A 14,290-nucleotide genomic window follows, 5' to 3' on the forward strand; every position below is an offset into this window, starting at 1 on the left:
CGTTGCTGCAGCCTTCATGAATTCACTTCGTTTTTTGATCCCGTTTGTTGGTGCGCAGATGCGTCTGAATCCCGGGCGTGCCTGCATCACGACCTTGGGGATCATTGCTTCGACTTGTGCTGTGGTTTGGGTGGTCAGCGGTTACGACGCGTTGGTGTCTCAGTTCGATGAGAACAGCGAGAAGTACTTGGGACGCTACGATCTGTTGATCATCCCCAAGCCGGGGCCACCCGGATCGGAGCCCCCACCCATTCAATCTTCTTTGGTGGATGATTTGAAACGTGATGCCGGTGTGTTGGAGGTCAATCCGATCGGCCAATCGCGGGTCACGGTTGTCCCGATCGAAAGTCAGGAGGAAGACGAGAAGTCATCGCTCGACTTTGTGGTGGGAGCACGTCCACCGGTGAACGGTGCTCCGCCATTGGACCCGACTTTGGTGAGCACGCCCGCGATCGAGCCTCCTTATGAGTTGCTTCAAGGACGCTGGTTGAGCGAAGACATTGAAGCAAAAGAAATTGTCGTCGGTGAGTTGGTTGCAAAAGACAAAAAGCTTTCCATCGGCGATGGCTTGAAGCTGATTTCGTTGGCCAACGAAGTGGAATTGACCGTTGTGGGGATTGTGGAGCAAGCCCCGCAGGCACCCTCGTTGTCGTCTCGAGGTCGTGGTGGGCCTCCATCAGGAAAACGATTGAGCAAACCGCGTAGGCCAAAACCTGAATCGAGCGAATCGAAGAACGAAACGAATCAAACCGTGCTGGGGATGCCCAAAAATTTCTCAGAAGGCATCGCCGCCAACGCAATCTATGTGCGTCCTGATTTGGCGGAGTGGATCAACGGCTACGTTTCGAAACCACAGGTGTTGCAAGTTGCGATCCGTGATACGGTCACCATCCCGCAATTTCGCGAGGCTTGGGGCGAACGCTTGGCCGGCGGTCGGCCTGCGATGCAGTTGATCGACTTCGATACCGTGCGAGAGGGAATGGAAGAGACTCGAACCGTTTCCGGCCAGCAAGCTCAGTCGTGGGCGGCGACCGGGATGGCAACACTGGCGGCGATCTTCATCATCTTCTCAACACTCAGCATGGGGGTCAGTGAACGCACACGAGAATTCGCGATGTTGCGAGCGGTCGCGCTGACTCGAGGGCAAGTCGCCACCATCGTTGCAATCGAAAGCGTCTTGCTTGCCGTGGTCGGTTGGCTCGGTGGATTGGCGGCCGGTTACTTGATGTTGGTTTTTGGCAGTCACTACGTTCCAGGTTGGTTTGGGACGGATGCGGTGTTGGGTTGGGGATGCATTGTGTTGTCTGGCGTGACCGTGCTGGTCGGTGCACTGGGGGCGGCGATTGTGCCGGCTTGGCGAGCAACACGGATCGAGCCACTCGAAGCGATGACGTCCAAAGTTTCCACGCCTGGAATGCAGTCGTGGGTGGTTTTCGGCGTCATTGGTGCCTCGCTCTCCGCTCTGACACCCCTGCTCGTGTTTGCGATCCCGATGTCGGACGAATGGCGAACGTGGGCGTATGGATTCCTGACATATCCGACTTTGTTGGTGGGAATGATCTGTCTGGCACCCGCCATTGTTGTGTTTTGTGAATCGGCGATCGGCCCCTGGGTGACGCGTGCATTGGGGCTGGACACTCGAATGATGAAGACTCAGTTGTCGACCAATTTATGGCGGACGGTTGGGGCCACGTTGGCCTTGTCGATCGGTTTGGGGCTTTATGCCTCGACCCAAAGCTGGGGCTATTCAATGTTGAAGCCATTCACCCCCGGCAATTGGCTTCCCGACGCGTTGGTCGCCTTTCATCCCGTTGGATTGGATGAGGACGGGATCGACGATGTTCGAAAGGTAGCTGGGGTTCGTTCCGATCGGGTGATGCCGTTGGCGATCGAGCAAGCCCGATTCGATTGGGGCGATGCCGAGCAACCTTCGCGAGTGCAGCGTGACAATGCGGTCTTGTTCGGGATCGATCCCGAAATGGCCTTTGCCGGTGAGGATCCGTTTTTGACGTTTGAGTTTGTGGAAGGAGACCGAACGTCCGCCATCGAAGCACTGCAAGGCGGCGAGTCGTGTCTGATCTCCGAAGATTTTCAAATGAGCTCGGGGTTGGGCGTTGGCGATGAGTTGAGCTTCACGCCACCGACCGCGGAAGACGAACGTGTGACCTATCGCATCGCCGGAGTGGTGTCGTTGCCTGGTTGGCACTGGGTGACGAAGTTTTCAGGTGTGAGACGACATTTCGTCCGGACCGCAACGGTGGTGTTCGCAAATCGCGAACAGGTGCAGCGGGACTTCCATTTGCATCAAACAGAATTCGTTTGGATGGACATCGATGACGATGCTGATTTGCAGGCGATGGAAGCGGAGTTGCAATCGATCGCGGAGCGAAAGTCCGGAGAGACGTTTGTGGCAAGCGGTTTGGGCAGCGTCAAAGCTTACCGACCGTTCGCTCGGATGACCGCATCGGAGAATGTTCGCAAGGCGATCCAACTTCGCGCTGACGACATGATTTGGGGAATGAGCTATTTGCCGTTGATCACGCTGGCGATCATGTCGCTGGCGATTGCCAACACGGTCATCGCGTCGGTGCGATCAAGAACGTGGGAGTTTGGCATCATGCGGTCGATCGGTGTGACTCGCGGGCAACTCGTGCGATTGGTCATTGCGGAAACGATCCTGATCGCGGTCGGCGCCTGTGTGCTGAGTTTGATCTTTGGATTGATTGCGGGTTGGTGTGGCGTCGGGATGGCTCAGTACGTCGGTTGGTTTGCTGGGCCACCGAACTTCATCATTCCGTGGGCACACCTGTCCATCGGATTCGCGATGACGATCGGGTTGTGTCTGCTAGCCGGTTTGTGGCCCGTTGTGCGAATCGGCCGAGCTGAACCGCTTGGGTTGCTGCAGGCCGGGCGCGGTGGTCAGGGGTGAACGAGACGCTTTGCTTGGTCGTTGCATTGCGCCGTTGGCGTCCCTAGCAGGCTGTTGATTTATTGAGCCGCACCGCGTTAGCGGCGGTTGATCAGACGCCAACCGGGGCTAACGCCCAACGGCTAATGATTGTCATTCGGTATGCGACTAAATCAACAGCCTGCTAGTCATTGACTTCACTGATCGTCGATGCCGTAGGCCTTCATGCGATCGCGGAGCGTGCCACGGTGGATGCCCAGCATCTCGGCGGCCTTGGCCCGATTGCCTCCTGTGTGCTTCATCACCGTTCGCAGTAACGTTGGTTCCGTAGCAGCCAAATAATCGCTGTGCAGAGTCACCGAGTCAGGGTTGGCTTCGATCGCGTTTTCCGACCAAACTCGAATGGATTTTTCCATCGCGAGAACGGGAGAGGTGGTTGGAGCGTCGCGTCCAGGTTTGGGTTCGGGGAAATCATCAATCGTGAGTTTGCGACCGCGGCTGACGACGGCGGCGTGCCCGACTGCGTTTTTCAGTTCGCGAATGTTGCCATGCCAAGGTCGCGAGTGAAGTTGTTCCAGCAACTCATCATCGACCGCTGATTCAATGTCCGCGTACTTCATCGCCGCGAGAAAATGACGGCAAAGCGGGCCAATGTCTTCCACACGATCTCGCAGTGGCGGAAGATGAATTTGCACGCCGGTTAAACGATGAAACAGGTCTTCGCGAAAGGCGTTGGTGGCGACGTCTTCGTGCAAGTCACTGTTTGTGGCGGCGAGGATGCGAACGTTGGCGGTTCGCGGTTTGACATCGCCCACGCGGCAATACTGCCCTTGTTCGAGGACTCGCAGCAGTTTGACTTGGGTGCCCAGTGGCAGGTCACCGATTTCATCCAATAGCACGGTTCCGCCTTCGGCGCGTTCGAACAATCCGGCGCGGTCGTCGCTGGCACCCGTGAAGGCTCCTTTGACGTGACCGAACAGTTCGCTTTCAATCAAATCGGGATTCAGTGCAACGGGGGCGATCGGGATGTAGGGGCCGTCGGCGCGGCGACTGTGGCGATGGATCGCTGCGGCAACGAGCTCTTTTCCTGTTCCGGTTTCACCTGTGATCAGCACGGACAGATCGCTGTCGGCGACCAAGGCGATTTGCCGGAAAACTTGCTGCATCGCCGGTGACGTGCCGACCAAGACCGACGGATCGATGTCCATCGGCTGAGTCGCGGCGGGAGCCGTCCGATGTGCTGATTTTTGCAGTGCCGTTCGACAGGTCCGCAGAGCGTCTTCGAGTTTGAACGGTTTGGTCAGGTAGTCAGTCGCTCCGTTTTTGACCGCGGCGACCGCGGTTTCTAGGTCACCGAAGGCGGTGATGATGATGATGGGAGCGTTGTCAGTTGCCTCCAAGAATTTGGGCAACGCTGAGATGCCATCTTCTTTGGGAAGACGCACATCGAGGATCACCATCGAAACGTCGTTCTGCGCTGCGAGCCGCAAACCTTCCTCGGCGCTGGAGCCCGTGATGACCTCATGCCCTTCGCTGGTGAGCATTTTTTCCAGTGCCCAGCAAATGGATGGTTCGTCGTCGACAACGAGGATGGTGTGTGCTGTGGTCATTTGAAAACTAGGGTTCGTCCTGTTGGTCTCGCGAGCGAAGCAATTGCGTGTCCAACTCGAAAATGGTTCGTTCGTTCTCTCGACGCCATCGCACCGAACCGCCCAAATATTCTGCGGAACGTTGAACGACGGGAAGCCCCAACCCCATGCCTTCGGGTTTGGAGGTCACAAACGGTTCAAAGAGGTTCGCCGCCACGGCTTCGGGAATGCCGGCACCATTGTCGGAGACCGTGACTCGAAGAGTGTTCTCGCTCAACTGTTGCAGGGAAACGTCAACTTCGTCACCCGCCTGAATCGCGTTGTGGATCAAATTGGTCACGGCGGCGACCCAGGTCGGACCATCTTGGATTCTCCGTTGACGAAGATCATCGTCCAGGTCCCATTGCATCTTCACTCGCAAATGTTTCGCGATTGGGGAAAGGCTGGTGCGAACATCCTCAAAGCATGTTTGCACGTCGGTTGGGCGGTCTTCGTCTTGGCGTCCGGAGGCGACCAGCAGCAGACGACGGACGTAATCTTCGGACAATTCGATTTGATGGATCGCCACCCGAATGCCTTCGTCGTCGGTGGCCTGGCATTCTTGCGCGTGCAGTTCGACGGCCATGCGAGCACCGGTCAAACTGTTTCGCAATTGATGAGCCATGCCGCCTGCGATCTGGTGCAAAAGCTTTTCGCTTTGTTGGCGGTTGATTTGATTCCAGAGTTGTTTGAGCTGTTGAGCCATGGAATCCACCGCTCCACCGAGTCGGCCGATTTCGTCGGGCACTTCTTCATCGGATGCATCGTCCGAAACCGCTGAATCGAAGTCCCCATTGGCCACCGCTTCGACGCGTCGTTGCAGTTTGCTGATTCGGCGAATCAACCGGGACGTCAGCCAGAACGTCAGTGAGCTGAGGGCGACGATCGTCGACAACCCGGTGGCCAGTGGAAGGATCGCGGCTTGCCGACGATTGGCGTTGAACTGTTCGTCTTCAAACAGAACCACCACCGCGGCGACTCGGTCTTGGCGGAGTTGGCTGCCGACGGTTTGGAAAGCGAACACGCGAAACCGAGTCCCATCGTCGTTGGGAATGATCGACCCAGGCAGAGGTTGCTGGTTCTGCAGGTGTTCTTTGAAAGACGTTCGTGCGGCTTCATCCAAATTCAGTGTCGACGACGTGACATGACCGCTGGAGCTCAACCCGATCAACTGCGTCCGGGTCAGATCCGCAAGAGATTCCAAGACCATCGAGTTGAGCGGGAAGTTGGAATCCGACAGCGTCGATTGGATCGCGGAGAACCGTTGCTCCAGATCCTTCATCGCCCGCTGCGTGCCCAGCCAATACGAAGCGATCGCCACCAGCACCGCGGCCATCAGCGCCGTGACGATGATGGGGGTGAGGAGGCGAAGTCGCAGCGATCGGAGGGGAGGAGAGGTCACGGGACTCATTGTATTTGGATGTCCGAGACGAAAAATCCGCCACCGGTGGCGAAAGACCCGCCGCAGCATTGGCTGAAACAAAGCATTCGGATCATCATGGTGGTGTTTTCACGTACTTTGCGTGAGTGGCACGGCGAGTGCTTTTGAGATTGTCGTTCTGAACCTGATTGACCCGCACGTATTGACCATTCGGGGGCCTCTGGGATGAGGCTCTCCCCACGAAGGAATCGCTTGATGAAGAATCGTTCCGCAACTCGCTCCGCTTTCACGCTGGTTGAATTGTTGGTGGTCATTGCGATCATCGGGGTGTTGGTCGGACTACTGCTGCCAGCCGTGCAGTCGGCTCGAGAAGCGGCTCGTCGGATGCAGTGCAGCAACAATCTGAAGCAGATCGCGTTGTCCGTCCACAACTACCAAAGTGCTTACAAACGATTTCCTCCTTCGGCTTTGGTCGACCTGAGCGTGACTTCAACCGGCAACAACGGGTCTTGGGGAGTCCACGGACGGATCCTGCCGTTTTTGGAACAAGGCAATGTTTATGAAAACGTGGATCTCTCGTTAGCCTGGGACAACCAGGATGCCATCGATGGTTTGAAGATTCCAACCTATGCCTGCCCGAGTGATCCGGGAACCGATCAAGAGCGAACGTTCAGCGATGGCCGTCCCACGCTGTATCCGACGACTTACGGTTTTAACTTTGGCCGTTGGTTTGTATTCGACCCCACGACGCAGAAAACTGGTGACGGGATGTTTGCTCCCAACCAGTTCTACAGTTTTCGGGACTGTTTGGATGGCAGCAGCCACACGTTGCTGACTGGCGAGGTGAAAGCTTGGACACCCTACCAACGCAACGGCGGTCCATCCGACACAGCCATCCCCGCCAATCAAGCGGAAGCTGAATTGGTTGTCGCCAGCGGCGCCCAGTTCAAAAACACCGGGCACACCGAATGGCCGGATGGTCGTTGCCACCACACGGGATTCACCGTGACGTTGCCTCCCAACAGTGACGTGGAATTCGAGACGGGTGGGCAATTGTACGAACAGATGGACTTCAGTTCCTGGCAAGAAGGGAAAGACGGCCGAAGCGGTAACCCAACCTACGCGATGATCACGTCTCGCAGCTATCACGTTGGATTGGTGCAAGTCGCCAAAGTGGACGGGAGCGTCTCGTCCGTGACCGAGTCGGTCAACCTTTCGATTTGGCACGCCTTGGGAACGCGAGCAGGCCGGGAAGTTATCTCTGGTGAGTATTGAGGTGGTTCTGGGACCCATTCCAGGAATCCTCCGGTTGCACCGCGTTCCGCCCAAATCGTGGGCGGGCATGGGAGGCCGATCAAAAAAGGGGATTTTGTTTGACGGTTGTTGGGACGAGTCGCAACTGACTCATTAGCAGCATGTGATCAGAGGTTTGATCGCGGGCTTGCTACCATTCCCACACCACTGGAGGCCTCCGCGATGAAGGCATTGACTCAATTTTCGTTCGTTGTACTGACGGTTGCTGGCATGTGTTCCGCGGTGGCTCAGCCGCCGGAGCGTTCCGGAGATCGCGAAGGACGAGGCGGTCGTCCCGGAGCCGATCGTGGGCAACGTTCGCCCGTCGAACGTTTGATGCGATTGGACAAAGACGAAGACGGCAAGCTGACCGAAGAAGAAGTGGGCGATTCTCGGCTCAAATCTTTGATTACCCGAGCGGATCAAGACAAAGATGGCATCGTGACTCGTGAAGAGCTCGAAGCCATGGTTGGAAGCCGCGAGCGTGGCGATCGTGAACGTGGAGATCGTGAACGTGGTCGCCGTGGCGACGGTGAACGCGGCCCGCGAGGCGAAGGCGATCGCGGCCCGCGAGGAGACGGAGAGCGAGGAGCTCGTGGTGAAGGTCGTGGGCCTGAAGATGGCGCGCGACGTGGCCCAAGAGATGGCGATGGCGAACGTGGCCCACGTGGTGACGGTGACCGTGGCCCACGCGGCGAAGATGGTCGCGGACCTCGTGGCGAAGGTGACCGCGGGCGCGGCCCCGGGCCAGGTTTCGGCGGACCATCACGTGATGGTGACGTGCAAGGTCGTCGCGGTCCCGGCGGTCCTCCACAAATGGGGCAGGTATTGCCATCGTTCGTCCAAGAACACATGAGCCTGAACGACGAACAACGCGAAGCGATTGCAAAGCTGCAATCCAAAGTGGATGCGGAGCTCAAAGAAATTTTGAGCGAAGAGCAATTGCAAGCCATGCGTCGTGGTCCTGGTCAGGGACCCCACTCGGCCGAAGGGCACGAGCATCATCACGGCGATCGTCCGGATGGTGCCGAGCGACCTTCGCGTCCAGACCGTCCTGAACGAGGTGACCGTCATGAACGTGGTGACCGGCCCGAACGCTAGTCGTCTTGGGATTCACAAACAGTCGGTCTCATAACTAACAGACCGCACAACGAATGAGCTCGCATCGCTCGGGTCGATTTCCTCGGAAGTCGATCCGAGCTTTTTGTTCATCCAACCGATTGCAAACGATTCAGCGACGCCAGTAAGTCAACGACTGCGTCGAACCTGATTCAATAAACCATCGGGACGATGACTTCTCGAGGGATCTCATTGCGTTTGTACTCATCGCTGTGCAGGCGGTCCGGCAACTCCACGGTGTCCTGCGGGACTTCGCCGTATGGGATCTGCGAAAGCAAGTGATGAATGCAATTCAGCCGTGCTCTTTTTTTGTCGTTGCCTTCGACAACCCACCAGGGTGCCTCGGGGATGTGCGAACGTTCCAACATGATTTCTTTGGCTTTGGTGTATTGCTCCCATCGTCGACGTGATTCCAAATCCATGGGGCTGAGCTTCCATTGCTTCAACGGATCATTGATTCGGCATTGAAAACGAAACTCTTGTTCTTCATCCGTGATTGAGAACCAATACTTCAGCAGGATGGTTCCCGAGTCAACGATCATCCGTTCAAAGTCAGGAACGGTCCGAAAGAATTGTTCGTATTCTTGGTCGGTGCAGAAACCCATCACACGCTCGACCCCGGCGCGGTTGTACCAACTGCGATCAAACAGCACGATCTCGCCGCCAGCAGGAAGGTGCGGCGTGTAGCGTTGAAAGTACCACTGCGTCTTTTCTCGTTCGTTGGGCGCAGGCAATGCGACAACGCGGCACACGCGTGGATTCAATCGCTGGGTAATGCGTTTGATTGCACCGCCTTTGCCCGCGGCGTCGCGACCTTCAAACAGCACCGCGATTTTGACCTGATTCGCGACCACCCATTCTTGAAGCTTCACCAGTTCCAACTGCAGTTTCAGCAAACTGGAAAAGTACTCTTTGCGACCGATCTTCCCGCCATCATCGGAGGGTGGATTCGCGGAACGCTCCATCAACGCGTCGCCGATCTCGGCCTCGATCTCTTCGTCGATGGAATCCAGGATGTCGTCGCGTATTCGGTCGTAGTCAGTGGCAAGTTCGCTTTCGGACACAGCTTCATTTCCCTCTGCGGTATTCTTCGACGAGGAATGCCAAGAATTCTCGGATCGATCGCAATGAGAATTCTGCACTCTTCATGTGGTTTTCAAGACCCTCGATTTGGATCTCTTGTTCGGCCTCTTCGCGGCGCTGCATTTCCGCTTTCAACTGTTCGAGCGTCGATTCGGTGTCCTCGATCAAATTCCGAATCGTTTGGGTCGAATAGTGTTTGAACTCGCTCATTGGTGGTGCCTTTTAAAGAACGCTGGAGATGCCCAGGCACAGCCCAGGGATGAGGAAGAACACACCAACGATGTACGCCAACGCGATCAGTTTGTTTTCGGACGCGGTTGCACCCAACCATTCAGCCGCGCGAACCGGAACGAAGCGAAGGAACGGGACGCCATAGATCACCAGGACTCCCAACACGTTGTAAGTCAAGTGTATGAATGCAATCTGAAGAGCGGCGGATTGGTTCCCGTCAACCGCGGTGGCGGCAAGAAGTGCGGTGATGCAAGTGCCAATGTTTGCCCCCAGTGTGAACGGGTAGATCTGTTTCAAGCCGAATGCACCGGATCCCGCCAGCGGAACCATCAGTGACGTCGTCGTGGATGAGGACTGAACCAAAACGGTGACCAATGTTCCCGATGCAATTCCAGACATTGGGCCCTTGCCAATCGCAGCGTGCATGATGCTCTTGGCTCGACCGACCATCAACTGTTTCAGGAGTTTACCGACATAGTGAATCGTCAAAAAAATCATCACAATGCCAATCAAGATCAGAATCATCCCGCCGATTCCATCGGATAGATTTTCGACCATGTGTTTGGCGTTGTTCACCACCGGTGCGGTGGCTGCTTTGACGAAGTTCATTCCTTTCATCGAAGCGTTCTCAACGACGAAGAGACTTGCCAGCAAGCTGCCCAATTTCTCCAGCAATCCAAACATCATTTCGAGTGGCAAGAAGATCACGACCGACAACAAGTTGAAAAAGTCGTGCACCGTCGCCGCGGCAAAGGCACGTGCAAACTCCTTTTTTTCGCGAACGTGACCGAGCGATACGATCGTGTTGGTGATCGATGTGCCAATGTTGGCTCCCATGACCATTGGAACGGCGACGGAGACTGGCAATCCGCCAGCAACCAATCCGACGATGATGGATGTCACCGTGGACGAGGATTGAATCAAAGCGGTCGCGACCGTTCCGACAACCAATCCTGCAAATGGATTGGTTGCAAACGCGAACATCTCTTTGGCTTCGTCGCCGGTCGCCGTTTTGAAACCAGTGCCAATCAACCCCACAGCGCAGATCAGCAGGTAGACCAACGCCGCAACCGAGATCCATTGCAGAATTGGATTGCCGCTTTGAGAGGTGGTCATCTCGTCAGACAACGCATCGTCCAAAGCGTTTTCCACAACGCTCTCGCTGGCTACATTCATGGGGAAACCGTGGGGGTGAGAGCGATGGCTCTTTAGATGAGGAGGCCCGTTTGACTCGGATCCGATTCATTCGCAATGGCGTCGTCCGAAGGCTGAATAGGTTATGAGAAGCCGACTCGATTCGATCAAGCGTCTCATTCTGGTGGGTCAGATAGGACACTCCTCGCCTTCTCAAGCGAACCAGCGGCTTTTGCGGACGAATGGTGAGTCCGTCCGCCACCAGCATTCCGATCGCGAATCAGAAGTTCATGAAAACTTCATGAGCACGCCACGCCCGGAATCTTGTTCCCCGTTTCCAGACGATCGGTTTGAATGGCCGAATCGTCACGGATCCGTTTCAGCGGTCGGCGGACGGTTGGGTTGCCAATGGGCGGCTGATCAGGCTCCGTAGTTTGGATTCGGGCGAAACCAATTTCCTCGCCTCGATGTCGGCTTCGGTGAACCGAGCCATCAGCACCTCTCCGTCGGTGGCACGGTTGCGATCGTAGGAGATGTAGATCGAACCGTTGGATGACTGAAAGCCGTCCGGGTAACTGATCCCTTTGCGTTCATCCAACATCAAACCGCCAAGCCATGTTTGCCCTTCGTCTTCGGACAACCAAGCACTCAGCCCCACTCGCCCATGATGTGCGTCAATGGCATCGCCGTGTTTGATCAGCAGCAAACGACCCGATTGCAATCGTCGGACATGGAACCTCGCGTTGGGATGCTTGATCTTCGATGTGACAGCCGCGGACCACGTTTTACCGCTATCGACCGAAGTGCTTTCCATGATCCCATTTCGAGTGCGAGCGAGCATCCAAAGTGAGTCGTCATTCCGCTGGACGATCATGTGTTCGTGCCAGTCGGGATTTGGGAAAGTTGCCCGACCTCGGCGATGCCAAGTCTCGCCCTGGTCTTTGGAGACGAAGACGTTCGCACCTCGCAGCGGATCAAGGTTTTGGAAGCAGTCGCGAAACACCCCCAGTCCACCACGCTCATCCAGCGAAACCGGAAGCATCCAGTCTCCACTGGAAAGAACCGTTGGTTTGTTCAACGTCACTCCGTGCCAGATTCGACGTGGTGCGGACCATTTCGGATCATCAGCATCAGGGTTCTCGCAGACAATCGTCCATACGCCACCACGCCCGTCAAACATATCCATCGATTGATCGAAGAACAGCCAAAGTTTACCGTTGGGATCGGTCCACAAATTACCGACCAAGATGCTGCGAGGACGCGGTAGTTCATTGGAGTGAGAATCCAAGACGAGACGCGGCTGAGTCCAGTTCTCTCCGTCGTCGTCACTGGTCGCGACCACGAAGAAGGCTTTGGGACTGTCGCCGCCCGCAACCCAGCATGCCCACAATCGGCCGCCGGGGGTCTGTGAGATTCCAATCGTCATTCCATAGTCCAAGTTCTCATAGCTGTACTCGGGCAGTGGCGACAGATTGGGCGTTGGTGGTACCAGAGCAAGGTCTGCCATTGATTCGAGTTCACGAATCTTGCGTTGCTCGTCGGACGCCTCTTCGTCGGACACTTTTTGCGGTGGAGCGACCATCAATTCCTCGATCACATCGGCCAACTGTTGAGGCGAGGATGCAATTTTGACGTAGGAATGCTCGGCCAACTTGTCGCTTGGTGACTCCTGCAACCAGGAGGTGATGCCAGGTTCTTTGACCTCAACCCGTCCGTTTCGGATCACCTGCCAGAAATTTTGTTCTCCGCCGCGCACGGCATACAGCGCGGCGGCTTGGTCGTAGCTTGGTTTGCCATTGTCGATGGACATTTTGTTGCCCGGCATCGGACGCAACTCATATGAGCGGCGGACCGGATTGTTTTTGGGTGTCGCTTTGAGTCCCGCTCCGGTCACCAATTGTTCGCCGACTTCAAATCCGTGCCAAACGATTTCGCCGGGCCAGTGATCCGCCACATACTGCGCGGCTTTGACATGGGCGGCGATGTTGGTTTCACGTCGGTTCGATTTTGGGAAATGACCGCCCATCACAACCAATCGCTGGACCTTGGTGCGAACCAACTCGGGAGCAACTCGGACGAGTTCCGACAAATTCGAAAATGCACCGATGCTGCAAATCGTGACACTTTGGTCGGCTTCCGCGATCAGGGCTCTTCGATACACGTCGATTGCATCTTTCACGTCCGCATCCGCCGGCACATCGTGCTCGAATTCGTCTCTCAATGCGATTGTGTACGGGCTGGCTCGTTGCAAAGCGGTTGGCCCGATCTTGTCGGTGCCGATGGGAATGTCACCGCGACCGTAATAAGTGTTGATCGCGTCCACCGCGGCCGCCGACGCATCCGTGAGGTCACGTCGATTCGTGACAACCGCCAGGATTTCGCATTCGCCTCGATCGGCCAAGGAATGTAACAGGGCGAGTGCACCCGCGTCATCGCAATCACCCGACATATCTGTGTCGAGGATCAATTTCACGGGCTCACGAATGGCTGAATGTTCATTGATCTGCGCCACGCAAACGGCGGGAGCAGCTGCGATGATCACAAGGCAAGCAAGCAGCAAACGAGGCATCAATGACAGCATGGAAAACTCTCGGTGGGATCCGTCACGTCAATCAACGCAGTTGACGGATGGATGGGATGGTGGGAAGGCGAAACACGATCGAATTCGAACCAGCCACATCGATGGTGCGGCGGTCCCGTCAATCGTTTCGGTGGGAGGTGGGAAGCGGCGTCATTTTAATCCAATCCGCCGCGACCTGAGAGCGTGGAAGCCAGCGTGAGAATTGCCGGGCGAATTAACCGTTGAGATACACGGTTGTCGCGGCAATGGATCCAGCGAGGTTGGTCAGTCGCCAGCGGGAGCAACGTTTTCGGGAATGATCGAAGAGTCGCCATCCGAAACGGTTTCGCGAATCGGGACGGCCGAGGCGGTGAACGAGATGCCTTGTGTATTGCTCGTGTCGACCATCACCGTTTCGACGATCGGTTGATTGACTTCGGTACCGGCCTTCCACTCAACGATGAAGCTGGCTCCGCTGCCACCAAATTTGTCATCCCGTTCGATCACGAACTCGGTGGCGGCGAGAGGAGCGAGTTGCAGTGGCTTTTGAAGCAACGAACGCAACTCTTTGCCACTCGTGTCGAAGTACCGAACGGATGTGACGACGATCTCGTTGTCCACATCCGTGTTGCGAACGTTCAGCGTGACCGTCAGCAAATACGGTTCACCTTTTTGATGGTAAACGTGCGAATAGGCAGGGACGTACAAGCGTTGTCCGGTGACGGGATGCCATGGCATCGTGTCCAGTTCCCGCCGAGCTTCGTCGCGAACGCTGGGCGTATGATTGGGCAGGTTTTCTTCAATCGATCGAAATCGAAATTCGATGAAAACCACCAACAACACAATGGGCACGATCACAAACAGAAACGTCAGCAGTTTGAGATGCCGCGAAATCTGTTCCGCACGTTCTTCGCTGAAGGGGGTCGGCATGAATGGGCAAGTGGGTTGGATGA

The 14,290-nt window shown here is 56.2% G+C and carries 10 protein-coding genes; 3 read left to right on the forward strand and 7 right to left on the reverse strand.

The genetic code is table 11. The features are described 5' to 3' along the window. Nucleotides 1-16: 16 nt before the first annotated feature. The gene (locus RB_RS22845; protein ID WP_011123057.1) at nt 17-2,929 is read left to right on the forward strand and encodes an ABC transporter permease; all 2,913 of its coding nucleotides are present in this window, start codon (nt 17-19) and stop codon (nt 2,927-2,929) included. Nucleotides 2,930-3,105: 176 nt separating this feature from the next. Here the strand turns inward: RB_RS22845 and RB_RS22855 are convergent, their stop codons facing one another. Both RB_RS22855 and RB_RS22860 read right to left on the reverse strand, forming a co-directional pair. After that, nucleotides 3,106-4,518 (reverse strand): sigma-54-dependent transcriptional regulator, encoded by a 1,413-nt coding sequence (locus tag RB_RS22855; protein WP_011123058.1) that lies wholly within the window; start codon nt 4,516-4,518, stop codon nt 3,106-3,108. A gap of 7 nt (nt 4,519-4,525) precedes the next feature. Then, nucleotides 4,526-5,947, reverse strand: a complete 1,422-nt coding sequence (locus tag RB_RS22860) for a sensor histidine kinase (RefSeq protein WP_231845904.1) — start codon at nt 5,945-5,947, stop codon at nt 4,526-4,528. A gap of 225 nt (nt 5,948-6,172) precedes the next feature. Here RB_RS22860 and RB_RS22865 point away from each other — a divergent pair, with 225 nt between their 5' ends. Both RB_RS22865 and RB_RS22870 read left to right on the forward strand, forming a co-directional pair. Beyond that, on the forward strand, nt 6,173-7,192 hold the full coding sequence (locus RB_RS22865; RefSeq protein WP_007339548.1) for a DUF1559 family PulG-like putative transporter: 1,020 nt from the start codon (nt 6,173-6,175) through the stop codon (nt 7,190-7,192). A gap of 201 nt (nt 7,193-7,393) precedes the next feature. Further along, nucleotides 7,394-8,311 carry an EF-hand domain-containing protein gene (locus RB_RS22870; protein ID WP_164922387.1) on the forward strand — a complete coding sequence of 306 codons (918 nt, stop codon included), beginning with the start codon at nt 7,394-7,396 and terminating at the stop codon, nt 8,309-8,311. A gap of 170 nt (nt 8,312-8,481) precedes the next feature. Here the strand turns inward: RB_RS22870 and ppk2 are convergent, their stop codons facing one another. From ppk2 to RB_RS22900, 5 genes are all read right to left on the reverse strand, one after another. Beyond that, on the reverse strand, nt 8,482-9,393 hold the full coding sequence (gene ppk2 / locus RB_RS22875; protein ID WP_164922388.1) for a polyphosphate kinase 2: 912 nt from the start codon (nt 9,391-9,393) through the stop codon (nt 8,482-8,484). Nucleotides 9,394-9,397: 4 nt separating this feature from the next. After that, nucleotides 9,398-9,622, reverse strand: coding sequence for a hypothetical protein (locus RB_RS22880; RefSeq protein WP_007327565.1), 225 nt, complete (start codon nt 9,620-9,622; stop codon nt 9,398-9,400). Nucleotides 9,623-9,634: 12 nt separating this feature from the next. Continuing rightward, the gene (locus RB_RS22885; RefSeq protein WP_164923005.1) at nt 9,635-10,795 is read right to left on the reverse strand and encodes a Na/Pi symporter; all 1,161 of its coding nucleotides are present in this window, start codon (nt 10,793-10,795) and stop codon (nt 9,635-9,637) included. A gap of 361 nt (nt 10,796-11,156) precedes the next feature. Continuing rightward, complete coding sequence (locus RB_RS22890; protein ID WP_011123065.1) at nt 11,157-13,358, reverse strand: exo-alpha-sialidase; 2,202 nt, start codon at nt 13,356-13,358, stop codon at nt 11,157-11,159. Nucleotides 13,359-13,622: 264 nt separating this feature from the next. Next, nucleotides 13,623-14,267, reverse strand: a complete 645-nt coding sequence (locus tag RB_RS22900; protein ID WP_011123066.1) for a DUF3124 domain-containing protein — start codon at nt 14,265-14,267, stop codon at nt 13,623-13,625. Nucleotides 14,268-14,290 lie beyond the last annotated feature (23 nt).

It is taken from the genome of Rhodopirellula baltica SH 1, assembly GCF_000196115.1.
GTDB classification, from domain to species: Bacteria; Planctomycetota; Planctomycetia; order Pirellulales; family Pirellulaceae; genus Rhodopirellula; species Rhodopirellula baltica.